At 63.7% G+C, this 26,937-nt stretch carries 27 protein-coding genes; 17 read left to right on the forward strand and 10 right to left on the reverse strand.

What is annotated here, in order from left to right; genetic code table 11:
• Positions 1–4: 4 nt before the first annotated feature.
• The 14 genes from CK489_RS20995 (at position 5) to lepB (ending at position 13,864) form a co-directional block, all read left to right on the forward strand.
• Positions 5–775 carry an esterase/lipase family protein gene (locus tag CK489_RS20995; RefSeq protein WP_050626129.1) on the forward strand — a complete coding sequence of 257 codons (771 nt, stop codon included), beginning with the start codon at positions 5–7 and terminating at the stop codon, positions 773–775.
• 227 nt (positions 776–1,002) lie between these two features.
• On the forward strand, positions 1,003–1,872 hold the full coding sequence (paaX, locus tag CK489_RS21000) for a phenylacetic acid degradation operon negative regulatory protein PaaX (protein WP_095733538.1): 870 nt from the start codon (positions 1,003–1,005) through the stop codon (positions 1,870–1,872).
• 76 nt (positions 1,873–1,948) lie between these two features.
• Positions 1,949–2,941, forward strand: a complete 993-nt coding sequence (gene paaA, locus CK489_RS21005) for a 1,2-phenylacetyl-CoA epoxidase subunit PaaA (protein WP_050626131.1) — start codon at positions 1,949–1,951, stop codon at positions 2,939–2,941.
• An 11-nt stretch (positions 2,942–2,952) separates the two neighbouring features.
• Positions 2,953–3,240 (forward strand): 1,2-phenylacetyl-CoA epoxidase subunit PaaB, encoded by a 288-nt coding sequence (gene paaB, locus CK489_RS21010; RefSeq protein WP_095733539.1) that lies wholly within the window; start codon positions 2,953–2,955, stop codon positions 3,238–3,240.
• Positions 3,241–3,364: 124 nt separating this feature from the next.
• Positions 3,365–4,141, forward strand: a complete 777-nt coding sequence (gene paaC, locus CK489_RS21015) for a 1,2-phenylacetyl-CoA epoxidase subunit PaaC (RefSeq protein ID WP_095733540.1) — start codon at positions 3,365–3,367, stop codon at positions 4,139–4,141.
• Positions 4,135–4,638 (forward strand): 1,2-phenylacetyl-CoA epoxidase subunit PaaD, encoded by a 504-nt coding sequence (gene paaD / locus CK489_RS21020; protein ID WP_095733541.1) that lies wholly within the window; start codon positions 4,135–4,137, stop codon positions 4,636–4,638. The genes paaC and paaD overlap by 7 nt, the downstream gene beginning before the upstream one ends.
• Before the next feature lie 2 nt (positions 4,639–4,640).
• The gene (gene paaE, locus CK489_RS21025; RefSeq protein WP_095733542.1) at positions 4,641–5,717 is read left to right on the forward strand and encodes a 1,2-phenylacetyl-CoA epoxidase subunit PaaE; all 1,077 of its coding nucleotides are present in this window, start codon (positions 4,641–4,643) and stop codon (positions 5,715–5,717) included.
• Positions 5,718–5,806: 89 nt separating this feature from the next.
• The gene (paaI, locus tag CK489_RS21030) at positions 5,807–6,262 is read left to right on the forward strand and encodes a hydroxyphenylacetyl-CoA thioesterase PaaI (RefSeq protein WP_095733543.1); all 456 of its coding nucleotides are present in this window, start codon (positions 5,807–5,809) and stop codon (positions 6,260–6,262) included.
• Positions 6,263–6,281: 19 nt separating this feature from the next.
• A complete protein-coding gene (gene paaK, locus CK489_RS21035) occupies positions 6,282–7,613 on the forward strand; it encodes a phenylacetate--CoA ligase PaaK (protein WP_095733544.1) in 1,332 nt (443 codons plus the stop codon).
• Between the two features lie 36 nt (positions 7,614–7,649).
• Entirely contained in the window at positions 7,650–9,080 is a 1,431-nt protein-coding gene (iaaH, locus tag CK489_RS21040) for an indoleacetamide hydrolase (RefSeq protein WP_095733545.1), read from the forward strand.
• 79 nt (positions 9,081–9,159) lie between these two features.
• The gene (locus CK489_RS21045) at positions 9,160–10,194 is read left to right on the forward strand and encodes a quinone oxidoreductase family protein (protein ID WP_502694129.1); all 1,035 of its coding nucleotides are present in this window, start codon (positions 9,160–9,162) and stop codon (positions 10,192–10,194) included.
• A 108-nt stretch (positions 10,195–10,302) separates the two neighbouring features.
• Positions 10,303–11,358 (forward strand): YeeE/YedE family protein, encoded by a 1,056-nt coding sequence (locus tag CK489_RS21050; protein WP_095733546.1) that lies wholly within the window; start codon positions 10,303–10,305, stop codon positions 11,356–11,358.
• A gap of 287 nt (positions 11,359–11,645) precedes the next feature.
• Entirely contained in the window at positions 11,646–13,013 is a 1,368-nt protein-coding gene (locus tag CK489_RS21055) for a transposase (RefSeq protein ID WP_095733547.1), read from the forward strand.
• A gap of 218 nt (positions 13,014–13,231) precedes the next feature.
• Positions 13,232–13,864 carry a signal peptidase I gene (gene lepB, locus CK489_RS21060; protein WP_095733548.1) on the forward strand — a complete coding sequence of 211 codons (633 nt, stop codon included), beginning with the start codon at positions 13,232–13,234 and terminating at the stop codon, positions 13,862–13,864.
• 221 nt (positions 13,865–14,085) lie between these two features.
• On the opposite strand, the gene CK489_RS21065 is transcribed toward lepB, so the two are convergent.
• The 4 genes from CK489_RS21065 to CK489_RS21085 all read right to left on the reverse strand — a co-directional run bounded on the left by CK489_RS21065 (position 14,086) and on the right by CK489_RS21085 (position 16,473).
• On the reverse strand, positions 14,086–14,265 hold the full coding sequence (locus tag CK489_RS21065; RefSeq protein ID WP_095733549.1) for a hypothetical protein: 180 nt from the start codon (positions 14,263–14,265) through the stop codon (positions 14,086–14,088).
• A gap of 158 nt (positions 14,266–14,423) precedes the next feature.
• Complete coding sequence (locus tag CK489_RS21070) at positions 14,424–14,741, reverse strand: hypothetical protein (protein WP_095733550.1); 318 nt, start codon at positions 14,739–14,741, stop codon at positions 14,424–14,426.
• 492 nt (positions 14,742–15,233) lie between these two features.
• The gene (locus CK489_RS21080) at positions 15,234–15,776 is read right to left on the reverse strand and encodes a hypothetical protein (protein WP_143278194.1); all 543 of its coding nucleotides are present in this window, start codon (positions 15,774–15,776) and stop codon (positions 15,234–15,236) included.
• 154 nt (positions 15,777–15,930) lie between these two features.
• Positions 15,931–16,473 (reverse strand): Crp/Fnr family transcriptional regulator, encoded by a 543-nt coding sequence (locus CK489_RS21085; RefSeq protein WP_095733553.1) that lies wholly within the window; start codon positions 16,471–16,473, stop codon positions 15,931–15,933.
• Positions 16,474–16,523: 50 nt separating this feature from the next.
• Between CK489_RS21085 and CK489_RS21090 the strand changes: the two genes are divergently transcribed.
• Positions 16,524–17,126: a hypothetical protein gene (locus CK489_RS21090; RefSeq protein ID WP_095733554.1), complete on the forward strand. Its 603-nt coding sequence runs from the start codon at positions 16,524–16,526 to the stop codon at positions 17,124–17,126.
• 218 nt (positions 17,127–17,344) lie between these two features.
• On the opposite strand, the gene CK489_RS21095 is transcribed toward CK489_RS21090, so the two are convergent.
• Positions 17,345–18,244 (reverse strand): DMT family transporter, encoded by a 900-nt coding sequence (locus tag CK489_RS21095; RefSeq protein ID WP_095733555.1) that lies wholly within the window; start codon positions 18,242–18,244, stop codon positions 17,345–17,347.
• An 89-nt stretch (positions 18,245–18,333) separates the two neighbouring features.
• On the opposite strand from CK489_RS21095, the gene pdxR reads away from it, so the two are divergent.
• Positions 18,334–19,860, forward strand: a complete 1,527-nt coding sequence (gene pdxR, locus CK489_RS21100; RefSeq protein WP_245350445.1) for a MocR-like pyridoxine biosynthesis transcription factor PdxR — start codon at positions 18,334–18,336, stop codon at positions 19,858–19,860.
• 238 nt (positions 19,861–20,098) lie between these two features.
• On the opposite strand, the gene CK489_RS21105 is transcribed toward pdxR, so the two are convergent.
• Positions 20,099–21,736, reverse strand: a complete 1,638-nt coding sequence (locus CK489_RS21105) for a sensor histidine kinase (protein ID WP_245350446.1) — start codon at positions 21,734–21,736, stop codon at positions 20,099–20,101.
• Positions 21,737–22,045: 309 nt separating this feature from the next.
• On the opposite strand from CK489_RS21105, the gene CK489_RS42650 reads away from it, so the two are divergent.
• Entirely contained in the window at positions 22,046–22,177 is a 132-nt protein-coding gene (locus CK489_RS42650) for an alpha/beta hydrolase (RefSeq protein ID WP_198960971.1), read from the forward strand.
• A gap of 182 nt (positions 22,178–22,359) precedes the next feature.
• Here the strand turns inward: CK489_RS42650 and CK489_RS21115 are convergent, their stop codons facing one another.
• The 4 genes from CK489_RS21115 to CK489_RS21130 form a co-directional block, all read right to left on the reverse strand.
• Entirely contained in the window at positions 22,360–23,580 is a 1,221-nt protein-coding gene (locus CK489_RS21115) for a bifunctional alpha/beta hydrolase/OsmC family protein (protein ID WP_095733557.1), read from the reverse strand.
• Between the two features lie 27 nt (positions 23,581–23,607).
• The gene (locus tag CK489_RS21120) at positions 23,608–24,270 is read right to left on the reverse strand and encodes a sulfite oxidase-like oxidoreductase (protein WP_050626321.1); all 663 of its coding nucleotides are present in this window, start codon (positions 24,268–24,270) and stop codon (positions 23,608–23,610) included.
• A gap of 11 nt (positions 24,271–24,281) precedes the next feature.
• Positions 24,282–25,604 carry an MFS transporter gene (locus CK489_RS21125; protein ID WP_050626141.1) on the reverse strand — a complete coding sequence of 441 codons (1,323 nt, stop codon included), beginning with the start codon at positions 25,602–25,604 and terminating at the stop codon, positions 24,282–24,284.
• 84 nt (positions 25,605–25,688) lie between these two features.
• Positions 25,689–26,915: a cytochrome P450 gene (locus CK489_RS21130; protein ID WP_095733558.1), complete on the reverse strand. Its 1,227-nt coding sequence runs from the start codon at positions 26,913–26,915 to the stop codon at positions 25,689–25,691.
• Positions 26,916–26,937 lie beyond the last annotated feature (22 nt).

Genomic DNA, 26,937 nt, shown 5'->3' on the forward strand with positions numbered 1-26,937 from the left:
TGAAATGTCCGTTGCTGCGCAGACGCTACGCCCGCCGTCCAGGACGCTGATGTTTCTGGAAGGCCGCGCCATTCATGAGCTTGGTGCCTTCCTTGGTGCATTGCCGCTGCTGAGCCTCGCGCCGCGCGGCGATGGGCATCCGGTGCTGGTGCTGCCCGGATTGATTGCCTCCGACATGTCGACCCGGCCGCTGCGCGATTTCCTCAAGAGCAAGGGCTACGCCGTCAGCGGCTGGCGTCAGGGCCGCAATCTCGGGCTGCGTTCCGGCGTGCAGGACGGCATGGTCGATCTGCTGCAGGAGATGAACGAGACCAGCGGCCGCAAGGTCTCGCTGATCGGCTGGAGCCTCGGCGGCCTCTATGCGCGTCAGCTTGCCAAGATGATGCCGGATCGCGTGCGCCAGGTGATCACGCTCGGCAGCCCGTTCGCCGCCGGCCCGAAGTCGACCAACGCCTGGCGCGTCTACGAGATGGCCAGCGGCCGCCGCGCCGACGAAGAGGACCAGCGCTTCGGCGGCTCGCTCGCCAGCGCGCCGCCGGTGCCGACCACCGCGGTCTTCAGCCGCACCGACGGCGTCTGCGCCTGGCAGGGCTGCCGCGAGCAGAACTCGTCGATGACCGACAGCATTGAAGTCGAGAGCAGCCATTGCGGCATGGGTCATCACCCGGCCGTCGTCTACGCTGTCGCCGATCGCCTCGCGCAGAAGGACGGCGAGTGGGCGCCGTTCGATCGCAGCGGCTGGCGAAGCTTCGTCTATCCGGATCCCAATCGATAGCACTGCAAAGGTCTCTTCACCTCGCCCCGCTTGCGGCGAGAGGTCGGATTGCGAAGCAATCCGGGTGAGGGGGAGTCTCCGCGCGAACAATTCTCACCGTGAACGCGGAGAGCCCCCTCATCCCGACCTTCTCAGAGCGAGCTTCGCTCGTCTCGGCCCCGCACGCGGGGAGAAGGAGAAGACCCCCGCATTGTCGTGAATCGACAAAACGCGCTATGCGTTGCGGCATGCCACAGCCGCTTGCCCGCATCGTCGACCAGCTGAAGCGCGAACCGTCGCGCACCGGCTCGATCATCATCACCGTGTTCGGTGATTCCATCGTGCCGCGCGGCGGCTCGGTGTGGCTCGGCACGCTGCTCGAATTCTTCAAGTCGCTCGACATCGACGGCAATGTGGTGCGCACCGCGATGTCGCGGCTCGCCGCCGACGGCTGGCTTGAGCGCAGCAAGGTCGGCCGCAACAGTTTTTATCGGCTCAACGCTCGGGGCCGGCAGACCTTCGACACCGCGACCACGCACATCTACGATCCGCCGCCATCGGACTGGACCGGCCGCTTCGAGCTGCTGTTGATCGGCAATGCCGAGGACCGCGACGCCGCGCGCGAGGCGCTGAAGAATGCCGGCTTCGGCAGCCCGCTGCCCGGCGTGTGGGTCGCGCCGTCAGGCGTGCCGATCCCGGATGAAGCATCGCGCGCGATCCGCCTCGAAGTCTCCGCGGAGGACGACAGCGGGCGCCGGCTGCTGAGCGAGAGCTGGCCGCTCGATCGCACCGCGGACGCCTATCTGAAGTTCATGAAGACGTTCGAGCCGCTGCATGGCTGGATCATGAGAGGCGAGACGCTGAGCGACGCCGATGCCTTCACCGCGCGCATCCTGTTGATCCACCATTACCGCCGGGTCGTGCTGCGCGATCCGCTGCTGCCGGCACCGTTGCTGCCGAAAGATTGGCCGGGCAGGGCGGCGCGCAAGCTCTGCGGTGAGATCTATCGCGGGCTGCTTCCTGCGTCGGAACAATGGCTTGACGATCACGCAACCAATGAGGACGGGCCGTTGCCGAAGCCCGACGGGGCCGTCGCGCACCGTTTCGAGGGCATCTGAACATATTACAGAAATATCTTGCATATTGAAAATTGTGTTATATATTGCCGCCTAACAACACACCGGGAGGTCGGCCATGTACACGCAGGCGCTCAATTCATCCGACGGCGACGATCGCGGCGTCGAGGATGTTGCCCGTGCCAGTCAGTTCCAGGCCCGCATCGATGCCGACGAGCGCATCGAGCCGAACGACTGGATGCCCGCCGCCTATCGCAAGACGCTGACCCGGCAGATTTCCCAGCACGCCCATTCCGAAATCGTCGGCATGCTCCCCGAGGGCAACTGGATCACCCGCGCGCCGTCGCTGCGCCGCAAGGCCGCGCTGCTCGCCAAGGTGCAGGACGAATGCGGCCACGGGCTCTATCTCTATGCCGCCGCCGAGACGCTCGGCACCTCGCGCGAAGAGCTGGTCGACGCGATGCTCTCGGGCAAGGCGAAATACTCATCGATCTTCAATTATCCGACGCTGACCTGGGCCGATATCGGCACCATCGGCTGGCTGGTCGATGGCGCGGCGATCATGAACCAGATCCCGCTGTGCCGCTGCTCCTACGGCCCCTATGCGCGCGCGATGATCCGCGTCTGCAAGGAAGAGTCGTTCCATCAGCGCCAGGGTTTCGAGATCATGGTGACGCTGTGTCGCGGCACCGCCGAGCAGAAGGCGATGGCGCAGAACGCGCTCGATCGCTGGTGGTGGCCGGTGCTGATGATGTTCGGCCCCCCCGATCAGGTGAGCCAGCACAGCGACACCTCGACCAAGTGGAAGATCAAGCGCTTCTCCAACGACGAGCTGCGCCAGAAATTCATCGACGCCACCGTGCCGCAGGCCGAATTCCTCGGGCTCACGATTCCCGATCCCGGCATGAAGCAGAACGAGAACGGCAATTGGGTGCACAGCCCGATCGACTGGGATGAGTTCAAGCAGGTGCTGGCCGGCAACGGCCCCTGCAACCGCGATCGCCTCGCCGCGCGCCGCAAGGCGCATGAGGAGGGCGCCTGGGTGCGCGAGGCCGCGATGGCCTATGCCGAGAAGCGCAAGAGCCGCCAGCTCGCGCAAGCCGCAGAATAAGGGAGCCCGAGATGGCCACGCCGAACGTTCCGCTCTGGGAAGTCTTCATCCGCAGCCGCAACGGCCTCGCGCACAAGCATGTTGGATCGCTGCACGCGGCGGACTCGACGCTGGCGCTGCAGGCTGCTCGCGACATCTACACCCGCCGCGGCGAGGGCCTGTCGATCTGGGTGGTGCCCTCGAATGCGATCACCGCGTCCGATCCATCGGAGAAGGGCATGATGTTCGAGCCGGCGGACTCCAAGATCTACCGCCACCCGACGTTCTACGACGTCCCCGACGAAGTCGGGCATATGTGACTGCGCCTCTGCTCGTCGTTGCGAGCACAGCGAAGCAATCCATCGGGCCGCGAAGCAAGAAGCACGTATCGATTGCTTCGTCGCTCCGCTCCTCGCAATGACGCCTCAACAGCGAGTTGATTAGATGGCAACCGCCAACATCGAAGTCTCCGAAACGCCGCTGGTGCTCTACGCGCTGCGCCGCGCCGACGATGCGCTGATTCTCGGCCATCGGCTGTCCGAATGGTGCGGCCATGCGCCCGCGATGGAAGAGGACATGGCGCTCGCCAATATGGGGCTCGACCTGCTCGGTCAGGCCCGCGAGCTCTACACCTATGCCGCCAAGGTCGAAGGCAAGGACAACGACGAGGACAAGTTCGCCTATCTGCGCGACGTCAGGCAGTATCGCAACCTGCTGCTGGTCGAGCAGCCGAACGGCGACTTCGCCCGCACCATGGTGCGGCAGTTCTTCTACGCGGCGTTCGCCGATCTCTACTGGCGCGCGATGATGACGTCCTCGGATCCGACACTCGCGGCGATCGCGGCGAAATCGGAGAAGGAGAGCGCCTATCATGTCAGGCATTCGTCGGAATGGATCGTCCGCCTCGGCGATGGCACCGAAGAGAGTCACCGCCGCGCGCAGAATGCGATCGACGACCTCTGGGCCTATACCGGCGAGATGTTCGCGGTCGACGACGGCGAGCGCGGCCTGATCGATGCCGGCATCGCGATCGATCCGGCGACGCTGAAGTCGCGCTGGCTGAAGACCGTCACCGGTATCGTCAACGAGGCGACGCTGTCGCTGCCGAAGAGCGACTGGATGCAGCAGGGCGGCCGCGTCGGCAGCCATAGCGAGCACCTCGGCCATCTGCTCAGCGAATTGCAGTCCCTGCAGCGGACCTTCCCGGGGGCAACATGGTGACCGCAGCGCTCAGCGATGCCGATCTGCGCCGGCGCGCCTGGAGCGCGGCCGCGCAGGTGGTCGATCCCGAAATCCCGGTGCTGACCATCGCCGATCTCGGCGTGCTGCGCGACGTCGCTGTCCATGACGGCCATGTCGAGGTCGCGATCACGCCGACCTATTCCGGCTGTCCCGCGATGAGCATGATCGCGCTCGAGATCGAGCTCGCGCTGGAGCGCGAAGGCATTCATGCGCCGAAGGTCCGCACCGTGCTGTCGCCGGCCTGGACCACCGACTGGATGAGCGAGGACGGCCGCCGCAAGCTCAGGGAGTACGGCATCGCGCCGCCGCTGCCGGGTTCCTCGCGTCGCGCGCTGTTCGGCGAGCAGCAGGTCGCGTGCCCGCAATGCGGGTCTGGCGATACCGAGTTGCTGTCCGAATTCGGCTCGACCTCCTGCAAGGCACTGTGGCGTTGCAAGAGCTGCCGTGAACCCTTCGACTACTTCAAGTGTCATTGACCATGTCGACTCCACGATTCCACCGCCTGTCCGTCAGCGATCTGCGCCGCGAGGCCTCGGACGCTATCTCGATGACCTTCGCGATCCCAGCCGATCTGCAGGGCGACTACCGTTTCACGCCCGGCCAGTATCTGACGCTGCGCACCACGATGGACGGCGAGGAAGTCCGCCGTTCCTATTCGATCTGCTCCGGCCCCGACGACGGCGAGCTGCGCATCGCGGTGAAGAAGGTCGACGGCGGCGCGTTCTCGAACTGGGCCGCCGACGAGTTGAAGGCCGGCGACGAGCTCGACGTGATGACGCCGACCGGCCGTTTCGGCGTCGCGCACGCACCCGGCGAGGCGCGGACCTATGTCGGCTTCGCTGCCGGCAGTGGAATTACGCCGATCCTCTCGATCATCAAGGGCGTGCTGGCGCGCGAGCCGGCCAGCCGCTTCTTCCTGTTCTACGGCAACCGCTCGACCGAAGGCGTCATGTTCCGCGAGGCGCTGGAGGAGCTGAAGGACCGCTTCATGCAGCGGCTGTCGGTGTTCCACGTCATCTCCGGCGAGGAGCAGGACATCCCGATCCTGCACGGCCGGCTCGACGGCGACAAGGTGCGGGTGCTGCTGCGCTCGCTGGTGCCGGCTGCGACCGTCGATCACGTCTTCGTTTGCGGCCCGGCGGCGATGAGCGAGACCATCGAGGCCACCTGCCGCGAGATCGGCATTGCCGACGAGCGCATCCATGTCGAACGCTTCGTGTCGGAATTCGGCGGCAAGCCACGGGCGAAGGTCGTCGTTCCCGCCGGCGCGCCGCCGAAGGCGATTGCCGGACTGATCATCGACGGCAAGCGCCGCGAGGTTCCGGTCGCCGACGGCGAGTCGATCCTCGACGCCGCGCTGCGAGCCGGCATGGACCTGCCGTTCGCCTGCAAGGGCGGCATGTGTTCGACCTGCCGCGCCAAGCTGGTCGAAGGCGAGGCGCCGATGGATCTGAACTATTCGCTGGAGCCGTGGGAGCTGAAGGCGGGGTTCATCCTCACCTGCCAGGCCAAGCCGTGCTCGGACAAGGTCGTGGTCGATTACGACCACGTCTAGTTCTACGCGCGCGTTGACACCCGAGGTGTCGCGCCCAACACTGACACCAAGAGGCCCGTCGCAACGGGCCCGCGCACAGGGAGTTCGATGTGAACGTGAAGGCCACGCTATCGCCGGAGGATGTCGCCCGCGCCTGCGCGGACGCGATGTGGAAGGAAGACGACGCCAGCAAGGGTCTCGGCATGGAGCTCCTCGAGATCAAGCCGGGGCAGGCGACGATGGCGATGACCGTGCAGCCGCACATGGTCAACGGCCAGCGCATCTGCCATGGCGGCTACATCTTCACGCTCGCCGATTCAGCCTTCGCTTTTGCCTGCAACAGCCGCAACGATCGCGCGGTGGCGGCGCAGGGCAACGTCACCTTCATCCGGCCGGGCAAGCTCGGCGATCGGCTGGTGGCGACCGCGCGCGAGATCTCGCGCAGCGGCCGCTCTGGAATCTACGACGTGCGCGTCACCACCGGCGACAGCGTGATCGCCGAGTTTCGCGGACATTCGCGCGTGATCCAGGGCACCTGGCTGCCGGACACGGACATCAAGGCATAAGGTTTCGGGGGAAACGTCGATGGCAACGGCAAAGCTCAGGGTTAGGGATAGCGGTTATCACGCCGAGCTCGATGCGGCTGAACGCGCCTCGCGCGACGAGATCATGGCGTTGCAGACCAAGCGGCTCGCCTGGTCGCTCAAGCATGCCTATGACAATGTCGCGCACTACAAGAAAAGCTTCGACGCCGCGGGCGTGCACCCATCGGATTTCAAGCAGCTTTCCGATCTCGCCAGGTTTCCCTTCACGGTGAAGACCGACCTGCGCGACAATTATCCGTTCAACATGTTCGCGGTGCCGCGCGAGCAGCTGGTGCGGGTCCATGCCTCCTCGGGCACGACAGGCAAGCCGATCGTGGTCGGCTACACCAAGGGAGACATCGACACCTGGGCGGATGTCATGGCGCGCTCGATCCGCGCTGCCGGCGGCCGCAAGGGCATGCTGATGCACAATGCCTATGGCTACGGCCTGTTCACCGGCGGCCTCGGCGCGCATTACGGCGCCGAGCGGCTCGGCTGCACCGTGATCCCGATCTCCGGCGGCATGACCGAGCGGCAGGTGCAGATCATCAACGATTTCCGGCCCGACATCATCACGGTGACGCCGAGCTACATGCTGGCGATCCTCGACGAGTTCAAGCGGCAGGGGCTGGACCCGCGCAAATCGTCGCTCAAGTTCGGCATCTTCGGCGCCGAGCCCTGGACCAACGCGATGCGCGTCGAGATCGAGCAGGCCTTCGACATGGACGCCACCGACATCTATGGCCTGTCGGAGGTGATCGGCCCCGGCGTCGCGCAGGAATGCGTGGAGACCAAGGACGGCCTGCACATCTGGGAGGATCACTTCTATCCGGAGGTGATCGATCCCCTGACCGGCAAGGTGCTGCCTGACGGCGAGAAGGGCGAACTGGTGTTCACCTCGCTCACCAAGGAAGCCTTCCCGATCATCCGCTACCGCACCCGCGACCTGACGCGGCTGTTGCACGGCACGGCGCGGCCCGGCATGCGGCGGATGGAGAAGGTGACCGGCCGCTCCGACGACATGATCATCCTGCGCGGGGTCAACGTATTCCCGACCCAGATTGAAGAAGTCCTGCTGGCGACCGATTGGTGCGGCGGGCACTTTGTCATCGAGCTGACCCGCGAAGGCCGCATGGACGAGATGACGGTGCTCGCCGAAGCCCGGCCCGAAAGCTGGGATGGCGAAGGGCTGACCGCGCATGCCGAGAAGGTTTCGGCCTTCATCAAGAACACGATCGGCATCTCCACCCGCATCCGCGTCGTCGCGCCCGAGACACTGGAACGTTCGCTCGGCAAGGCGAAACGGGTTTACGACAAGCGGCCGAAAGAATAGCCTCTCGCCCGCAATCCAAGAGGGCGCGGGGTTTCCATGGCCGATACCAACGAAGCAACCGCCGCGGCGATCGTGGCCGACATCCGCGACGGCAAGGTGACCGCGGTCAGCGTCGTCGAGGCGGCGCTCGATCGTGCCGAGCGGCTCAAGCACCTCAACGCCTTCATCCTTCTGAACCGCGACGGCGCGCTGGCCGCGGCGCGCGAGGTCGATGCGGGGAAACGCACCGGCGTGCTGGCCGGGCTTCCGATCGTCGTCAAGGACAACATCAACACGTCGGATCTGCCGACATCGGGCGGCACGCCGGCGCTGCAACACGCGCGGCCTGCGCGCAACGCACCGTCGCTGCAGAAGCTGCTCGACGCCGGCGCCGTGGCCATCGGCAAGACCAATCTGCACGAGCTCGCCTTCGGCATCACCAGCACCAATCTCGCGCCGTTCGCGGGACCGGTGCGCAATCCCTACGACACGCGCCGGATTCCCGGCGGATCGTCGGGCGGAACGTCGGCGGCGATCGCCGCGCGGATCGCGACCTGCGGCCTCGGATCGGACACCGGCGGCTCGACCCGCGTGCCGGCGGCGCTGACCGGCACCGTCGGCCTCAGGCCTTCGGTCGGCAATGGCGGTGCCGAGCGGCGCTATCACGACGACAACCAGGTGGTTCCGATCAGCCATACCCGCGACACCGTCGGCCCGATGGGTCGCACCGTCGCCGACGTCGCGCTGCTCGATGCCGTGATATCAGGCACGCCGCAGGCCACGGCCATTCCGCTGCGCGGCGTGCGTCTCGGCGTTCCCGCCTGTTTCTGGAGCGGCCTCGATCGCGATGTCGAAGCTGTCGCCCGCGCGGCTTGTGCCCGGCTCACGGCTGATGGCGCCGAGCTGGTCGACGTCGATATGCCCGGCCTGTTCGCGCAGAACGACAAGGTGTCCTTCGTGGTCGCGCTGCACGAGCCGATCGCCGATATTCCGGCCTGGCTTGCCGCCTCCGGGATCGAAGGGATCACGCTGTCCGACATCGCGGCCGGCGTCGCCAGTCCCGACGTCGTCGGCGCCTTCGGTGCGATCACTGCGGACGCCTTCGGTGCCGCCTATGACGATGCGATCAAGGTGCAGCGGCCGGCGCTGCAGGCGATCTATGCCGCGTATCTCGGGAACAACAAACTGGACGCCATCCTGTTTCCGACCACGATCGCGCCTGCGCCGCTCATCGACGAAAAGACCGGGTCCGGCGAGATGTCGGTCAATGGCGGCGAGCCGGTGCCGACCTTCGGCACCATGATCCGCAACACCGATCCCGGCAGCAATGCCGGTCTTCCCGGGCTGTCACTTTACGCCGGCATGACGCCCGGCGGGCTGCCGGTCGGGCTCGAGCTCGATGGTCCGGTCGGCAGCGATACAAGACTGCTCGGCCTCGGCCTGTCGATCGAGGCGATCCTGGGCACCGCCCCGCCGCCGAAGCTCTGATTTCGTCGGCCCCAACAAGCCCCTTGAATTGATCGGTCAGTCCATTAGTCATGGCCTGAGGCCGTCAGGCCGCCATTTCATGATCAACACTGGACTGCTCATGCCGCCGGCCCTGCAAGCAAACCGTCATCCCATCGATGCCCGTTGCGTCCGCCTGCTGGCGAAGGCGGAGAACGCGGCGTCGGTGGCGCCGGTGGTGGAGACCCATGCACTGTCGCGCGGCGACGACGACGTCCTGATCGAGGTGAAGGCCGCGGCGGTCAATCCGTCCGACGTCAAGGCCGCGACCGGACTGATGCCCTATGCCGTGTTCCCGCGCACCTCCGGTCGCGACTACGCCGGCGTCGTGATCGACGGTCCGTCCGGCCTGATCGGACGCGAGGTGTTCGGCTCGTCCGGCGACCTCGGCATCCGCCGCGACGGTACCCACGCCACGCATCTGGTGGTCGAGGCCGATGCCGTGGTGGAGAAGCCCGCCGGCATTTCCTGGGACGAAGCCGCCGGGATCGGCGTGCCCTTCGTCACCGCGATGGAAGGCCTGCGCCGCGCCGGTCTGCCGAAGGCCGGCGAGACCGTGCTGGTCATGGGCGTCAACGGCAAGGTCGGTCAGGCCGCGGTGCAGATCGCGAGCTGGCGCGGGGCGCGCGTGATCGGCGTGGTGCGCAAGAGCGAGCCCTATGAGGGCCACAGCAATTCGCCGGTCGAGGTGATCGATGCCTCGGCCACCGATGTCGCTGCGCGGGTGCGCGAGCTGACCGGCGGCAAGGGCGCCGACATCGTCTACAACACGGTCGGCGATCCCTATTTCCAGGCCGCGCACAAGTCGCTGGCGCTGCGCGGCCGGCAGATCCTGATCGCGGCGGTCGACCGCATCGTCCAGTTCAACATCCTCGAATTCTACCGCGGCCAGCACACCTATGTCGGCATCGACACGCTTGCGTTGTCGTCGGTGGCGACCGGCGAGGTGCTGCGCGAGCTCGCGCCCGGATTTGCCAGCGGACATCTGAGGCCGTTTCCGATCAAGCAGAGTGCGATCTATCCGCTGGAACAGGCCAGGGCGGCGTTCGTTGCCGTCGCCGGCTCGTCGCGCGACCGCGTGATCTTGCGGCCGTGATGCTACCGTCATTGCGGGGAGTGAAGCGACGAAGCAATCCACGCTCTCCTGTCGCGGCGATATGGATTGCTTCGCTTCGCTCGCAATGACGAACCCTGAGGGACTTCCATGGACTCGGCCACGATCGCTATCCTCGCCGCCCTGATCATCGGCCTGATCTATGGCTCGGTCGGGCTGCTCAGCGGCTTCTGCATGATGAGCGGGCTGCGCGGCTGGTGGGCCGAGGGCGACGGCCGGCTGGCACGCACCTACGCGCTGGCGATGGGGATTGCGATCGCGGCCTCGCAGCTGCTGGCAGCAGCAGGCCTCGTCGATCTCGGCAAGTCGATCTATCTGCAACCGTCGTTCTCGGCGCCGGTCATGTTCCTCGGCGGGCTGCTGTTCGGCTACGGCATGGTGCTGTCGAACGGCTGCGGCTCGCGGGCGCTGGTGCTGCTCGGGCGCGGAAACCTGCGTTCCTTCGTGGTCGTGATCGTGCTCGGCATCTTCGCCGAGATGACGCTGAAGGGTCTGACCGCGCCCGCACGGATCGCGATGGTGCAGGCCTCGCAGGCCACGGTATCAGCCAATTCGGTGCCGGCGCTGCTGGCGGGCAGCGGCCTCGGCGCGGCGCCGGCGCGGATGGTCGCGGCCGCGGTGCTGTCGGCCATCCTGATCATCTTCGCCTTTGCCCATGCGCCATTCCGAAAGTCGCCGGGCCAGATCGCGGCCGGCCTGATCGTCGGCCTGCTGGTGGCGGGAGGCTGGTACGCAACCGGCTATCTCGGCGCCGATGATTTCAATCCGATACCGGTGACGTCGCTGACCTTCATCGCGCCGATCGCCGACGCCTTGCAATACGTCATGCTGTCGACCGGCTCGACGCTGAATTTCGGCATCGTCACCGTGTTCGGCGTGTTCGCCGGCAGCCTGATCACGGCGCTTGCCACCCGGCGCTTCCAGCTCGAAGGCTACCGCTCGCCGCAGCACATGCTGCGCTCGGCAAGCGGCGCTGCGCTGATGGGCGCGGGCGGCGTGATGGCGTTCGGCTGCTCGGTCGGGCAGGGGCTGACCGGATTGTCGACGCTGTCGCTGTCGTCGTTCGTCGCCATCGCGGGAATCGTGCTCGGCACCGGCGCCGGCTTGCGCGGCGCGCTGCGGGTCAGGCCACTCGCAACAGCGTGAAGCCAAAAGAGCGATGATCTCCGCGCAACCGCGTTCCGCGTTTGTCGCGAGGGAAAACCGCTTCGCTGTTCGGATCATGCTTTGGAACATGATGGGATTAGGGCGTGCAAATCTGAATCGGGTACCTGCGTGCGGGGATTGCGAGCTTCCGGATTGCGGTCAAAAGCTGACATTGAAGATGCCTAAGTGAATGTCCGCTGAGGGCCGATTTTGTTGCAAAAGTCGGTTGAGTGAGGCCTCGAACGATGATTCCGTTGTGTTGACGCGATTCTCGGCGAGGTCGATCCATGATGGGCCGTCTGAAGAGTGACCAAGGTCAACTGTTCTACGAGTTTCGTCTTGGCGATGCGGTCCCCGAAGATCATTTGGTGCGGAAGATCGATGCTGCTCTCGATCTGTCGTGGCTTCGCGGCGAGCTTGCGTCCCACTATGCGTCGATGGGTCGTCCGTCGATCGACCCTGAACTGATGATCCGGATGCTGGTGGTGGGGTATGTCTTTGCGATCCGCTCGGAGCGATTGATCTGCCGCGAAGTACAGGTGAACCTCGCCTATCGCTGGTTCTGCAGGCTTGGCATCGAAGATGCTATTCCCGACCATTCAGCGTTCTCGCGTGCCCGCAACGAGCGTTTCCGCGAGGGAGATGTTTTTCGCCATGTGTTTGAGCGGGTCGTCGAGGCGTGTATTGCGGCCGGTCTGGTTGGTGGTGAAGGCTTTGCAGTTGATGCGAGCCTGATTGCTGCCGACGCCAACAAGCGGCGCTCGATTGCGGGTCAGGATTGGCGCAGGGATCGCGATCCGGCGAGGTCCAGCCGCGCCGTGAAGGAGTATCTGGAGACTCTCGAAGACACGGCATGGGGTGCCGCTACGGAGATTGTGCCGAAGTTCGTCTCGCCATCCGATCCCGCGGCCCAGTGGACCGGCGCGCGCAAAGGGGCGGCATTCTTCGCCTACTCTGACAACTATCTCATCGACATGAAGTTCGGCGTCATCTTGGACGTCGAGGCGTCTCGTGCCATTCGGCAAGCCGAAGTCGGTACCGCAAAGACAATGATCGAACGAACAGAGGAACGTTTTGGCCTCAAGCCGGAGCGGCTCGCGGCCGATACCGCCTATGGATCGGCGCCGATGCTAAACTGGCTGGTCGAGAAGGACATCGCGCCACACATTCCGGTCATCGACAAGTCAATGCGCGAGGATGGCACCTTCTCGCGCAACGACTTTCGATATGATCCGGCCGGCGACGTCTACCACTGCCCAGGCGGAAAGCGGCTCGGGACGAGCGGCACAGCACACGAGGGCAAGACGCTCCTGTACCGCGCAAGCAAGCTCGACTGCGATGTTTGCCCGCTCAAACCGCAGTGCTGCCCAAAGGAGCCATCACGCAAGATCCCGCGCGACGTCCATGAGCGCGCCCGAGACGTTGCACGCTCCTTTGCTGGCACCGAGGCCTTTGAAAAGTCGCGACGTGAACGAAAGAAGATTGAGATGCGGTTCGCACACCTGAAGCGCATCCTGAGGCTCGGCCGACTGCGACTGCGTGGCCCACGAGGCGCCCAGGATGAGTTTGTTCTGGCCGCCATCGCTCAGAACCTACGGCGGCTCGCGAGCCTGGTCGCGCGGCCGCCACCGGCGCACGCGGTGTACACCGCGTAGAGTTGCGTAGAGAGCGTCAGGGCCGGCGAACCAAAGCCGGTCGTCCTTGGCGAGATGGCCGAACGATCCATCACGAGCAGCCGACTTTTGCAACAAAATCGGCCATAAGGAGACATGGAATGAAGGAAAGCCGCCAACCCCGGTGGCAAGTTACCGGGTGTAATTGACATCATGCTGAGCCTGGATGCCGGAGAGATCAGGTTGCCTTTGCACCCGCGATGATCAATGGCCTATGGTGGGGGCCTAAAACCTCTGCGCAAACCTATCATTCGATGTCCATTCCCGCCCTGATCCTCTCGCTCGTCGCCAGCCTGCTGAAGCCGCTGGCGGTCGAATCGTCATCGATGGCCCCGACAATTTTGGTCGGCGACAGCGTCAGCATCGTCGCCTATGCCGCTGGCACGATTCCGGGGCGCGGTGATGTTGTTGCGTTGACGTCGCCCAAGTCAGGCACCTCGGCTCCGTTCCTCAAGCGGGTGGTCGGATTGCCGGGCGATCGCATCCAGATGCGGGATGGGCAGCTCTGGATCAATGGCCAGCCGGTGAAGCAGGAGAAGATGCAGGATTTCGTCGGAGAGCGTCTTTGCGGCGTGCCGGGCGTCGCTCCGGTCAAGCAATGGCACGAGACGTTGCCGAACGGTGTCAGCTACCAGACGCTGGATTGTCGGGCGCAGTCGGCTCTCGACAACGACAATGTTCACACCGTGGCGGCAGGTGCACTCTTCGTCATCGGCGACAATCGGGACAATTCGGTCGACAGCCGGATGCCAATGCAGATAGGTGACGTGCCTTTCGGCAACATCGTCGGCCGGGTCGAGCGTGTGATCCCTGGTCCGGCGAGTCGGAAGTAGTCTCGTTGCGCTAGGCCGAGATCAACACCAACAGCTACTCGTTGCCGCGGCGGCTGTTCGGGGGGGAGCGGGTGGCGCTTACTGACTATGTCCGGTCTACCCCCCGACAGCCGACATGCAACTGAGCCTCCGGCTTCGTCGGTATGGGCCAGAAGTGGAAGTCAACGCGGTGAAATGAAAGAGGCCGCCAACTGACGCAGCATACGATCTCAGCCTTGGGACTACTTAAGCCCGAACAGCCAAAATGAAAAAAGCCCCAGTGCGCCAATGGCAAACTGGATTAGCAGGTCGAAGAGAATGGTATTCTTCCAATTGAACTGTGAAACGGTGCCGCAATCAGGGCATTTGTCACGCCTTGCGCCTAACCAACGACCGCAAGCCTGACAGAACAAGTACTTCATGCAATCTCTTCATCACGGCAAGAGAGACGGAGACAGTAGCACGTATAGGAACTCCGGCCCGAAGGAAAACGGTCAAAGGTCTGCTCAGGGCCAGAAGCAGAAGTCTGCAACGCCGGATGAATTAGTGCTGCGGGGCACCGTTCTCGCTCATGTCGGGCTCATTTTTTCTGCCTGCCAAGAAGACCGCCCAAGATCTGAAGGCCCAATCCGATCGGCCCCACAATAAAGAGCGCGTTCTCCCATCTGCGAAAGCCCTCGTACTCGGACAGGGTATGCACTTTACCTCGTTTCCCGCAGTAGGTATCAGCCTCAGCGCTGCACCTATGGAGCGGAGCATCTGGATACATCCATACCCCGTAGGCCAGCGTAGTTGTCACCGCGACGTAAACCGCGATCATAAACTTCCGCCAGCCGGGACGAAGCCCTGTTGGTTTGATGATGCTCATCCTCTGAATATGCCCGCGAATCGCCGCCATTCTCTATCGGAAGTAAGTGTCGATAGAAGCAATCGTGCTCGCACGAGGCTAACCCAAGTACGCGGCGACACCGAAGATGATGGCCATCACAGCGAATGCCGTGAGAGTGAGATAGAATTCTCGAGCTGAGAAAACGCTATAGACGCCTAGCCATGACGACGGAGAGGCAGTGATGTTGAGCTTGCGTCGTATGCGGCTTTGCATCAGAGCGCTAAAGCCAAGCGCCACACACATTACGTCGCCCAACGCCACACCAGCGAAAGTGTTAAGCAGCACGTTTATTAGACCCCACAACCAGCGGCTGGTTGCATCATAGCAGAAAAATAACGACGTGACGGCGAGGATTTTCTGAACTCCGCACGAACGTCCGTTTCGGGTCAAACTGCGACCTTGCGCCCATGCAAGCGTTGGTCCGGTCTAGCCTGCAAACCTGACGTCACGGTCGACCGCACGATGGTCAGCAACAGGCCATCAGCGAACTTGCTTCGAACGTCAAGGCTGAGTTGATTCCAGACCAATACCGGGGAGGCGGCACTCGCGGACGCCGAAGTCGTTTTTCTCGCACTTTGCGGCATCATGAATTGCTACGTGTCTCGCGAAAAACTCTTTGGACCAGTCGCGCATGTCGGCCTTCTGGATTGCTTCCAACATGAGGCCGCGCTGAGGGTCGTCTCGAAGCGTTCCGAGAACGATCCCCCGCCCGACGCCAACGTGGGCGCAGCTATTGATGTATACGAATATCTTGAAATACTTCGCATCGATTGATCCCTTGATCACTCGATCCACTCGCGCTTTCATTAGTGTGATAGGTGAAAAAGTGCCGTCATGCGCGTAGCTCACATCCGTTGCGTCATAGATGGTCGCTTCGACGACCACCGGTGCGTCGATGTCGGTCGGGACATGCTCGAAGAGGATACCTCTTAATGAGGCTGGTGTACCCGGCATCGTACAGGCCACTGCGCCAGCGCAAGCAGCGCAATAAGCAATCAAACAGGCAGCCCATGTGCGTATATCGGCAAGCCAATCTTTGATCATCGCGTGAGGATGCCAATTCTTTGGAATGTCCGCAACGGGTCACAGTCCGACATCCGGGCCTCGGGACCGGGTGTCCGCTGTATTCTCGGACTCGGATATTTCGGCGATGGCCCCGGAGGTCGGCAAGGGCCAGAACCGGACTCCTAACAGCCCGCTAAGCTCGTCGGCGACTAATTTCGCGATAAAGCGCCTCGGGGCTGACGGCCAGCTCGGCGGCGAGGCTGACCCACTCTCCTTTTGGCGGCAGCCCCCCGCTCCATTCGATCCATGCGTCGAGGCGGGCCGCGACTGTTTTCATGGAAAGGACTTCTACCTGGAAACGCGAATGTTGCAGTTCGTGAGCAAGGGCTTTCACGAATGTCAGTCCGATGTTCGGATCTCCTGAGATATGGCTAAGCAGTTCGGACTTCGCGACGCTCCAAACAGCGGTCGGGAGCATTGCTACCGCATGACAGTGGTACTTGGTCGCGAAAAGCGATGCCTCGGCAATGATCTGGCCAGCGCCTGCTCGCTGAATGACCAAAGAGGTTCCAGACGCTTGGTGGCGAACGAGATGGATTGCCCCCCTGATCACAAAGTAGACTCGGCGAACCGTGTCGCCCCGATGGAAAAGGGCCTCGCCGGGTTCAAGTTCACGCTTGCGTCCGGGGAGGTCACGGAAGGTGAGGTAAAGTTCGTCGGACATGATAGCGATCATGTCCCAAGTCGATCTCCCGTGGCAAGACAACCGCTAAAGGAGACCATTACATGCGCCAATTCCTCATCCCGCTGATGCTGCTCATTCCAATCAGCGTCAATGCCCAATCGGGCGGGCAACATCCACAGCACGGGTCAATGCCAATGGATCATCAGCACCACATGATGATGCAGCAGGGCGGCCATGCGTCTCAGCACCAGATGACCCAAGAACCGACGCAGCCGGGACAGGATGCCTTTGCGGCCGTTCAGGAGATTGTGCAGATACTTGAAGCGGACCCGCGCACCGATTGGTCCAAGGTGAATATCGATGCTCTACGCGAGCATCTGGTCGACATGAGCAATGTCACGTTGGCCGCGCAAGTTAAGGCCGAGCCCTTCGAAGGTGGTATCCGATACGTCGTTACAGGAGCCGGCCCCGTTGTCGGCTCGGTTCAGCGAATGATCACGGCACATGCTGCCACGATGAACGGCTACACAGGATGGCAATTCAAAGCCACCAACGTCGAAGGAGGCGCGGTACTCGAAGTTCGCGTCCCGGAGAGTGATGCCGCTAAGCTCAAGGCCCTCGGGTTCATTGGCGTTATGACTCGGGGGATGCATCACCAAGAGCATCACCTGATGATCGCCAGAGGCGAGCATCCGCACGGCTAGTTTGCTCCGGCCGATACCGAGGACCGCTTCGCGTCACGAGCCGGCCTCCCCAAGGGTGAGGTCGCGTGTCGGTTTTACCCTCGAAAGCGGCATCCCGGATTCATAAGAACCGCCCTAGATTGGGCTGAGCTAAAGTCGCGACGGATGTTCACCTCTTCCCGTCAGGAGAGGTAGACCGAATCCGTGGTCAAACCGTTTCAACTCAACTTCATCCTGCTTTAGGCCCGCGCCGGCGCATCCGCGAGCGAGCTCAGCGCGATCCCGCCGACGATCAGGGTTGCGGCAATCGCCAGCGAGAGGTCGATCGGTTCGCCGAGCAGCAGCGCCGCGGTCACGATGCCGACGATCGGTGTTGCGGTGGTGCCGAGCGAGGTCGTCAGCGCCGGCAGGCTCTTGTTCACCATCGACATCGCCCAATAGGCCAGCGCCGTGCCGATGAAGCCGGAATAGAGGAACAGCAACACGAGGTGCGGCGACCACTTCACGGTGGGCAGGCCCTCGGTGATCAGCGCCGCCATGGTCAGCACCACCGTTGCGACCAGCACCTGCCACAGCAGCAATTGCAGCGGCGTCGCGATCCAGCGGTGCGAGCGGATATAGATGATGTTCGCGGCCCAGCAGATCGCCGCGACGATGATCATGGCGGCGCCGGCGATGACATGCAGATTGCTCCAGTCCAAAGATGCCGGGTTGAGGATCACGCAGAGGCCGGCGAGCCCCGACGCGACGCCGACGAGCTTCAGCGCGCCGAGCCGCTCGGTTCGCGCGGCGCCAGCCGCAAGCGCGACCCAGAGCGGCGTGGTGTAACCGAGCACGACGCCCTTGCTCGCCGGCAGATAGCGCAGGCCGGCGGCGACCAGGGTCGAGAAGAACGTCATGTGCAGCAGCGCGACGCTGAGCACGACAGGCACATCGGCGATCCGCGGAATGATCAAATTGCCGCTGGCGCGCAGGATCACCAGCAGGGCGATCAGGGCGACCCAGCTGCGGATCGACGCGGTCCACAGCGGCGGCACCACCTCGACCAGCGATTTCGTCACCGACCAGTTGATGCCCCAGGCCAGCACCACGACGATGAACAGCGCGGCGGCTCTGGCGGGGGAGAGTGACTGGTTCACGACAGAATCCTTGCAGGTGACACTTCCCGTGAATAGGATCAGACTGGCTCCATCGAAAGAGCCAGATTTGATAGAACGAAGGAGCCAGTTTGATTCTCGCCGAATTGCTCGCGCTGAAGCGGACTGATGATGCCGGGTTGACTGCGCAACTGACCCAGCAGCTCCGTGCGCTGATGGCGAGCGGCCGGATCAGGAGCGGGGCCGTGCTGCCGTCGAGCCGCACGTTGTCGGCCGAGCTCGACGTGTCGCGCAACACGGTGATGCATGCCTTTGAGCAGCTTGCAGCCGAGGGGTATTTGCGCGTCGCCGCGCGGCGGCGGCCGGTGGTGTCAGACGATATCGAGGCGCGCTTCGCCAAGCCTGTGGCTGCGCCGAGGCGCGAGACGGCCCGCAAACCGCTGTTGTCGCCCTGGGCCTTGCAGCTCTCCGACACGGATTGGCCGCTGTCATACCAGGCGAAGTTCCGGCCGCTGCGTTCGGGGCTGGCGGATGCGCGCGAATTTCCGCACGACATCTGGGCGCGCTGCCTGCGGCGCAGTGCATTGCGCCGCCGCTTCAACGACCAGACCGTGATCAACCGGCCCGGCCTGCGCGAAGCCTTGCGCGACTACCTCGAGGTCAACAGAGGCGTGCGCGCCGAGGCCGAGCAGATCCTGATCCTGCCGACGGCGCAGGCGGCGCTGACACTGATCGCCGCGACCGTCATCACGCCCGGCGATGCGGTGTGGACCGAGGATCCCGGTTACCCCGGCGCCGCGGCGGCGTTTCGCGCCGCGGGTGCCGACGTCGTCGGCGTCAGGCTCGATCAATGGGGCATGATGCGGATGCGCGAGGCGCGCGCGCCTAGGCTCATCTTCACCACGCCGTCGCATCAACACCCGACCGGGCGGGTGATGCCGGTTGCACGCCGCACCGAATTGTTGGCGGCGGCCGAGCCCGGCAAGACCTGGATCGTCGAAGACGATTACGACGGCGAGTTTCATTATGACAGCCGTCCGATGCCGGCGCTGCAGGGCCTCGATCGCGAGGGCCGCGTGCTCTATCTCGGCACGTTCGCGAAGGCGACGACCGCCGACATCCGGATCGGCTATCTGGTGGTGCCGCCGCAACTGGCGCGGACGATGGAGATCGCGCAGCGCCACCTCGGGCTGATCGCTTCGGTGCACGTCCAGGAGGCGCTGGCAGGCTTCATGGCCGACGGGCATTTCCTGGCGCATGTCAGGCGAATGCGGCGGATCTACCGCGCGCGCCGCGACCATCTTGCCGCGGCGCTGGCGCGGCTGCTCGGTGGCGTTCTCGTCGCTGAGGTCCCGCCAGGCGGGATGCAGCTGATTGCTCGTTTCAAGGATGGCGCTCCAGACCAAAATGCAGTCTCGCGGTTGGTGGCGGCCGGCGTCGAGGTGCGCGCGCTGTCGAGCCTCGCGCTGCAGCGGCCACGCGACCACGGCCTGCTGCTCGGCTTCGCCGCCTGGCGCGAAAACGAGATCGCGGCCGCGGTGCGGATCATGGCGAACTGCTTGAGCGGCAAGCGCGCAGGCCCAAAATGGCAGCCCGGAGGAAGCGATGAGCACGCGCATCGTGGTGAGTTTTCGCGCCGCCTCGCGAAAAACCTCTAAAGCATGATCCGGAAAAGTGCGAAGCGGTTTTCCGAGAAGATCATGCTCAAACAATGAGCTAAGGCGCGATGACGTTTCAACCTGATCTCATCGCGCTTTAGACGTTCGCCAAGCAATTCCAGTCCGGCATCAACACTCGCCCCAGTGATATTGGCGTCTTGCCTCGCCAAGTTTGTGACCAACCCACTCGCAACCGGGTCATTTTCCCTTGCGGCCGGTCGTGACACAGTCGGCCCAACTAGGATGCGCGGCCCGGATCGACGGGCACGGTGAAGTGAAAAATGGCGCCGTGAGCATTGTCGGCAGTCACCCACAATTGCCCTCCATGCGCCTCGATTATCGATCGGCAGATCGACAGCCCCATGCCCATACCGCGCGTTTTGGTCGTGAACATTGGGTTGAATATCCGATCCACGGCGCTGGGATCGAGGCCTTTCCCCGTGTCTTCCACCGACACCATCACATATCCGGAGTGATGGACTTCGGACCTTATGGATAGCGCCCGATTGCCATTCTTCGCAGCCATGGATTCAATCGCGTTCGTCATTAAATTCACCAGAACTTGCTGGAGCTGAACCTGTTCGCCTCTGATCCGCGGAAGCTTTTTGTCAGAGTCGGCTCGAACGGCGACTCGATTTTCTTGCAGTTGGTCGCGAACAACGGCCAATGCTTCGTGGATGAGATCGTCGATATCAAGCGAAGTCCGGGCCCGTGCATCCGTCTTGAACTGCGCCCGGATATTCTCAATCAGGGCCTCCGCGCGGCGTCCGATGGTCACGACGCGCCGCAATGCTTCCCTGATCTTATCGAGGTTAGGCGTGCCATGATCAAGCCAATTCAGTCCCGCGTTGGCACTCGTTATGATCGCCGTTAATGGCTGTCTGACTTCGTGGGCAATTGAAGCCGAGACCGTGTCACCGGTCATCAGCCGCGCCTCACGTTCGCGACGTTGCGCCACGACCGCGCGGAGCAATTGCGCGTAAAGCGTCGTTATCTCGTGCATCAGGGCAAAGAGTACCAGAATGCTGGAGACAAGCCCGAAGACCCGGCCGACATACCAGCCGGCGCTGAACCGGACCGGAACTGGAAACGAGATCAGATAGAGCTCAATTGCGGACGCGCAAACAACCACCATCAACCACAGATCGAGCACCGAACGCTGGCGGACCCAGAGCAAAGCAAGTGCAAGTCCGTTCCACAGGATTAGACAACTGACAATATAGAGTAGGTGGGTGGAAAAGTGGACCGGATCGATTGTAATGTGGGGCAAGTATGCATCGCCCGCTGCGACAAGAGCTGTCACAGCGCACACGGCGGCTACGGACATCGCGACGTTCGAAAGGATGATGGCGCTGGCTGAGCCCTGCCACCATCGCTCGTCGTTCAAAAGGGCATACGCGATGACGAACGTCGGAAAGCCGGCGTACCGCAGAAGGGCCAGTGAATTCGTGCTCTGTAGGCCTGCGTCAAGTAGGCCGTCTGGCGTGAACACCCCCGGAAAGGTCAGCATCCACGGGATGATCATGAGCGCCGTGAAGAGATACCCAGTTGAGATTGCGAGGAGGGTACGCGAGCGCAGAATGGCGAACTGGTTGAACAGCAGGACCGCGGTCATCACGTCATTCAAGAGGATCGCGGTGCCATAGGCCGGGATGAAGGCGTCGATCCGCCTCAACTGGATGTTCGAGAGCTGTCCTGCCACTATAAAAACAGCGCCGCCAAGTAGGGTAAGCGCGACCGCGAGGGCAAGACGTTTCTGCGCTCGGCGGGGCGGTGAGGTTGCAAGGGTGAAAGGCTGTTCCTCTGGAATCACGACGGCCGGCTTCATCATCGGAGTGAACGCGGCACGAAGTTCAGCCAGCTTCGCTATTCCCATCACAGGCTCCCGCGGTTCACCGCCATTCCTGCTCATTGGCACAGCTGATGACGACTCAAAGAAGTATCGCCACCTTTGAAAGGGCTGGGCTGGCAAGGTTGCTGCGGCTGTACACGCGTTCCAGTCAGCGTGGGATCAGAATATATCTCGTTTGAACGTGGAGATCGATGTCTGATTGGAGTCGTGAGCGTCCTTTCGGGCAGTTCCCCGAATGTCTGCGCGCCCTCCCACAGCAGCGCGAGAGCAGACATTCCGGGCCCGCAGTCTGCGGGCGCGCTCGATCTTATGACGACGAAGGCGGCGGCGAGGATGGGTGGCATCGAACTGATCGACGGCGCCGGTCACTGGATCCAACAGGAGCAGCCGGTTCGACTCAGCAAGCTCCTGCTCGCCTTCACCGGGGAGGTGCGTGGGAGCGGATCACGCGTGATTTCGGAATAATGGAAATATATCTCTGATTTGCCCGACATGTCAAGCTGCCTGGTCGAACGCCGGCGCCGCCAGCTGCTTTGCATGGGGTTGTTTTCGATATTTTAGCAGCCCCGCTTGCGGCGGGCCGCAAGCGGGAGAGGGACGTCGTTCCGGCGCTGTTACAAATCGAGCCGGTTCCGACCGACCAACAGCTACTCCGCCGCCTTGGTGACGATCCGCACCTCCGACGTCAGCGTTTTGTGCACCGGACATTTGTCGGCGATCTCCATCAGCCGCTTGCGCTGATCGGCATCCAGATTGCCCTCGATCCTGATGACACGCTCGATCTGGTCGAGCATGCCCTCGCGCGTCTCGCACTCCTCGCAATCCTTGGCATAGATCTTGTTGTGCTGGAGCGTCACGGTGATGCGATCGACCGGCAGCGACTTCCGGTCGGCATACATCCGCATCGTCATCGAGGTGCAGGCGCCTAGCCCGGTGAGCAGGAAATCGTACGGCCCGGGGCCGCTGTCATCGCCGCCGACGCCGACCGGTTCGTCGGCGATCAACCGGTGCGGACCGGTGGTGACGATCTGCTGGAACTTGCCGTTGCGGGTCTCCTGCACCACGACGTTGCGCGGCGCGCTGCCGGTGTCGGCCGCGGGCTGTTCCACGAGATCGACGTAGCGCTCGGCCCAGGCCCCGATCACGTCGGCGACATAGGCGGCATCCTGCTTGCCGCTCAGGAGGTGATCTGCGCCCGCAAGCGAGACGAAGCTCTTGGGGTGCTTGGCCGCGATGAAGATGTTGGTGGCGTTGTCGATGCCGACGGTGTCGTCGGTCGGCGAATGCATGACCAGCAGCGCCTTGTGCAGCGTCTTGACCTGCGCCATTAAATTCTGCTCGGCGACATCGTCGAGGAATGCGCGCTTGATGCGGAATGGGCGGCCGGCGAGCGACACTTCGCCTTCGCCCTTCGCGCGGATGTCCTCGATCCCATCCTTGAACAGATGCGTGACATGGATCGGATCGGACGGCGCCGCGATCGTGGCGACCGCTTTCGCCTCGGGGATCTGGCCTGCTGCCGCAAGGATCGCGGCGCCGCCGAGGCTGTGGCCGATCAGGATCGCGGGCGCCTTGCGCGTCTCGCGCAGATGGTCGGCGGCGCGGACCAAGTCGGCGACGTTCGACGAGAAGGTCGAGTTGGCGAAGTCGCCCTCGCTGGAGCCGAGGCCGGTGAAGTCGAAGCGCAGCGTGGCGATGCCCTTGGCCGCAAGAGCGACCGCGATGCGTTTGGCCGCCAGCACATCCTTGCCGCAGGTGAAGCAGTGCGCGAACAGCGCATAGGCCTTGATCGGGCCATCAGGCGTATCGAGTGCAGCGGCCAGCTGATGGCCGCCCACACCGGTGAATTGAAAGCGTTCATGCGGCACGGCCAGGCTCCATCATTATGGTGGTTGTCAGTCGCCAGAATAGCGCTGTTCGGCCCAGGGATCACCGCGATTGTGATAGCCGCGCACCTCCCAGAAGCCCGGCGCATCTTCGGTCAGAAATTCGATGCGCTGCAGCCATTTGGCGCTCTTCCAGAAATAGAGATGCGGCACCACCAGCCGCACCGGGCCGCCATGCTCCTGCTCCAGCGGCTTGCCCGACCAGCTATGCGCCAGCAGCGCGTCCTCGGCGGCGAAATCCTCGATCGGCAGGTTCGTCGCATAGCCGTCATACGAATGCAGCACGACGAACCGCGCATCCTCGCGCGGCTGGCACGCCGCGAGCAGGTCGCGGGTCGCGAGCCCCTCCCACTGGTTGTCGTAGCGCGACCAGGTGGTGACGCAGTGAATATCGGAGACGAACTGTGTCTGCGGCTGCGCCGTGAATTGCGGCCAGTCCCAGTAGAGCGTCTGCTCGACCGCGCCGTAGACGTCGAGCCGCCAGCGCTCCCGCGTGATGTTCGGCAGCATCCCGAGATCGAGCACCGGCCAGTCCTTGGTCAGATGCTGGCCCGGCGGCAGGCGCTGCTCCTCCGGCCGGGTGATCCTGCCGGTGAGGAACTTGCCTTCGCGCGCCCAGCGCTGCTTGCTGCGGGTCAGCTTGCTCTCAGGCGGTTCGTTATCGTCGGTCATGGCGTCGGTCGTCACTCGTGGCGATGCATCGCGGAGTCGTGCTTGGTGTCGCGCATGGTCGAGTAGATCAGCAGCGACAGGAAGATCATGCCGCTGAGGTAATAGTAGAACCAGTCCTCATGCCCGATGCTCTTGAAATAGAGCGCGACCGCGGGCGCGGTGCCGCCGAAGATCGACACCGTGATGGCGTAGGGCAGGCCGACGCCGAGTGCCCGGACGTTGGTCGGAAACAGCTCGGCCTTCACGATCGCATTGATCGAGGTGTAGCCGGCGACGAAGATCCACGCGCCGCAGATCAGCAGGAAGGCGATGAAGGGCGACTTGGTCTCCTTCAGCATGGTCAGGATCGGGATCGTGGCAATGGTGCCGACGACACCGAAGAAGATCAAGAGCGGCTTGCGGCCGATGCGGTCGGACAGCGCGCCATAAATCGGCTGCAGGAAGGTTGCGAAGATCAGCGAGCCGAAGATCACGAAGGTGGTCTGATCCTCGGTGAGGCCGACCGACAGCTTCACGAAGGTCTGCATGTAGGTGGTGAAGGTGTAGAACGCCGCAGTGCCGCCCGCGGTGAGGCCGACCACCAGCAGCAATTCGCGGGGATAGTTCAGGAGGCCGACGATCGAGCCGGTCGGCTTGGAGACCTTCTTGGCCTCCTCGAACGCCTCGGTCTCATGCAGGCCGCGCCGCATCACCGCGGCGAAGATCGCGAGCAGGGCGCCGATCACGAACGGAATCCGCCAGCCCCAGGCTTTCAGCTCGTCGGGCGTCAGGAACACCTTCTGCAGCAGCAAGAGCACGATGATCGCGGTGAGTTGGCCGCCGATCAGCGTGACGTACTGGAAGCTGGAATAGAAGCCGCGGTGCTTGGGATCGGCGACCTCGCTGAGATAGGTAGCGCTGGCGCCGTATTCGCCGCCGAGGCTCAATCCCTCGATAACGCGGGCGAGCGCGAGGATCGCCGGGGCCGCAAAGCCGATCGTGGCATAGGTCGGCGTCACCGCGATGATCAGCGAGCCGAAGCACATGCAGACCACCGACAGCGTCAACGACAGCCGCCGGCCGTAGCGGTCGGCGATGAAGCCGAACAGCCAGCCGCCGAGCGGGCGCATCAGGAACGTCGCGGCAAACAGCACGGCGGCGTTGAGCTGCTGCACCACCGGATCGCTGTGCGGGAAGAATGCCGGCGCGAAATACAGCGCGAACGCGGTGTAGGCGTAGAAATCGTACCATTCGACGAGATTGCCGACCGAGCCGATGAAGATCGCCTTCACCCGCCGCTCGACGTCATGGATGTCGAGATGATCGCTCGCGGGTTGAGCGGTTTGTTCGGACATTGGCAGGCCTCCCCGGATTCTCTGGCACGATTCCGGGGCAACCTAACTCATTTGCGTGGTGCGATGTAACTGCTGACCTGTTCTTCAGGCGTTCTTGCCGAACAGGACCGGCAGTTGACGCGGGCCGCGCACCGTGCCTTCGGACCAGGTGACCTTGCCGGCCGGGTCGAGGCGGAAGTCCGGGATCCGCTTCAGCCATTCCTCGATCGCGACCTGCATCTCCATCCGCGCCAGATTGGAACCGACGCAGCGGTGAATGCCGAGGCCGAAGGCGGCGTGGCGGTTCTCCTTGCGGTCGATCACAACCTTGTCCGCATCCGGGAACATGGCGGGGTCGCGGTTGGCCGCCGGGAAGGACAGCAGCACCATGTTGCCGGCCTTGACCGGGCAGCCGGAGATCGTGGTCTCCTTCATCACCTCGCGCGCCATCGTGACCGGCGAATAGGCGCGCAGGAATTCCTCGATCGCGGTCGGGATCAGCGCCGGCTCCGCAATCAGGCGTTCGCGATCGGCCGGTGTCCTGGCGAGGTGCCAGAGCGAGGAGCCGATCGCGCTCCAGGTGGTGTCGATGCCGGCGATCAGCAGCAGCCGCAGCGAGCCGAGCACGTGCTCGTCGGTGAGCGGCTGGCCGCCGGGGCCCTTGGATCGCAGCAGCTGCGAGATCAGATCTTCGCCCGGCGCGAGCTTGCGTTGCTCGAGATGGGCCATGAAGTAGCCGGTCATCTCGCGCACGCCGTTCATCATCTCCTCTTCGCTCTTGATGCCGAGCTCGAGGATCTGGTGGATCCATTTGATGAAGAGGTCGCCGTCCTTCTCGGGGATTCCCAGCATGTGAGCGATGGCGCGCACCGGGATGTGCTTGGTGTAGCGCGCAGCGGCGTCGCAATGGCCGTCGGCGATGAACTCGTCGATCAGCTCGTTGCAGATCGCGCGTACCCGCGGCTCCAGCCGCTTCATCGCATCCGGCGTGAACGGCGGCAGCAGCACCTGCTTGGCGGGCTTGTGCTCCGGCGGATCGGAGGTGATCGGCGGCGCGCGGGCGGAGATCTCGGGGCGGACGTCGCGCACGATGACGCGGCGCGAGGAGAAATGCTCGGTGTCGTAGGCGATCTCCTTCACCGCCTGATAGGTGGTCGGCATGTAACAGCCGAGGAAGCGCTCGGTGTGCACGACGGGCGAGGCCGCGCGTAGCGTCTCCCAGATCGGGAACGGGTCGTCGGTCCAGACCGGATCGGTATGGTCGAAATCATGGACCCAATCGGTCACCGGGGGATGCTCGGGCAGATAGCTTGCGGACGGGGAATCGGACATCGGCTCGTTTCCTTCTCGTTCG

The sequence above is a fragment of the Bradyrhizobium sp. UFLA03-84 genome (genome assembly GCF_002289535.1).
Classification (GTDB): domain Bacteria; phylum Pseudomonadota; class Alphaproteobacteria; order Rhizobiales; family Xanthobacteraceae; genus Bradyrhizobium; species Bradyrhizobium viridifuturi.

Bases quoted from the DNA above. Each gene is read 5' to 3' on its own strand.
- CK489_RS20995 (WP_050626129.1), top strand. From the start codon at position 5: ATGTCCGTTGCTGCGCAGACGCTACGCCCGCCGTCCAGGACGCTGATG.
- paaX (WP_095733538.1), top strand. From the start codon at position 1,003: ATGCCACAGCCGCTTGCCCGCATCGTCGACCAGCTGAAGCGCGAACCG.
- paaA (WP_050626131.1), top strand. From the start codon at position 1,949: ATGTACACGCAGGCGCTCAATTCATCCGACGGCGACGATCGCGGCGTC.
- paaB (WP_095733539.1), top strand. From the start codon at position 2,953: ATGGCCACGCCGAACGTTCCGCTCTGGGAAGTCTTCATCCGCAGCCGC.
- paaC (WP_095733540.1), top strand. From the start codon at position 3,365: ATGGCAACCGCCAACATCGAAGTCTCCGAAACGCCGCTGGTGCTCTAC.
- paaD (WP_095733541.1), top strand. From the start codon at position 4,135: ATGGTGACCGCAGCGCTCAGCGATGCCGATCTGCGCCGGCGCGCCTGG.
- paaE (WP_095733542.1), top strand. From the start codon at position 4,641: ATGTCGACTCCACGATTCCACCGCCTGTCCGTCAGCGATCTGCGCCGC.
- paaK (WP_095733544.1), top strand. From the start codon at position 6,282: ATGGCAACGGCAAAGCTCAGGGTTAGGGATAGCGGTTATCACGCCGAG.
- iaaH (WP_095733545.1), top strand. From the start codon at position 7,650: ATGGCCGATACCAACGAAGCAACCGCCGCGGCGATCGTGGCCGACATC.
- CK489_RS21045 (WP_502694129.1), top strand. From the start codon at position 9,160: ATGATCAACACTGGACTGCTCATGCCGCCGGCCCTGCAAGCAAACCGT.
- CK489_RS21050 (WP_095733546.1), top strand. From the start codon at position 10,303: ATGGACTCGGCCACGATCGCTATCCTCGCCGCCCTGATCATCGGCCTG.
- CK489_RS21055 (WP_095733547.1), top strand. From the start codon at position 11,646: ATGATGGGCCGTCTGAAGAGTGACCAAGGTCAACTGTTCTACGAGTTT.
- lepB (WP_095733548.1), top strand. From the start codon at position 13,232: ATGATCAATGGCCTATGGTGGGGGCCTAAAACCTCTGCGCAAACCTAT.
- CK489_RS21065 (WP_095733549.1), bottom strand. From the start codon at position 14,265: ATGAAGTACTTGTTCTGTCAGGCTTGCGGTCGTTGGTTAGGCGCAAGG.
- CK489_RS21070 (WP_095733550.1), bottom strand. From the start codon at position 14,741: ATGGCGGCGATTCGCGGGCATATTCAGAGGATGAGCATCATCAAACCA.
- CK489_RS21080 (WP_143278194.1), bottom strand. From the start codon at position 15,776: ATGATCAAAGATTGGCTTGCCGATATACGCACATGGGCTGCCTGTTTG.
- CK489_RS21085 (WP_095733553.1), bottom strand. From the start codon at position 16,473: ATGATCGCTATCATGTCCGACGAACTTTACCTCACCTTCCGTGACCTC.
- CK489_RS21090 (WP_095733554.1), top strand. From the start codon at position 16,524: ATGCGCCAATTCCTCATCCCGCTGATGCTGCTCATTCCAATCAGCGTC.
- CK489_RS21105 (WP_245350446.1), bottom strand. From the start codon at position 21,736: ATGGGAATAGCGAAGCTGGCTGAACTTCGTGCCGCGTTCACTCCGATG.
- CK489_RS42650 (WP_198960971.1), top strand. From the start codon at position 22,046: ATGGGTGGCATCGAACTGATCGACGGCGCCGGTCACTGGATCCAACAG.
- CK489_RS21120 (WP_050626321.1), bottom strand. From the start codon at position 24,270: ATGACCGACGATAACGAACCGCCTGAGAGCAAGCTGACCCGCAGCAAG.
- CK489_RS21125 (WP_050626141.1), bottom strand. From the start codon at position 25,604: ATGTCCGAACAAACCGCTCAACCCGCGAGCGATCATCTCGACATCCAT.
- CK489_RS21130 (WP_095733558.1), bottom strand. From the start codon at position 26,915: ATGTCCGATTCCCCGTCCGCAAGCTATCTGCCCGAGCATCCCCCGGTG.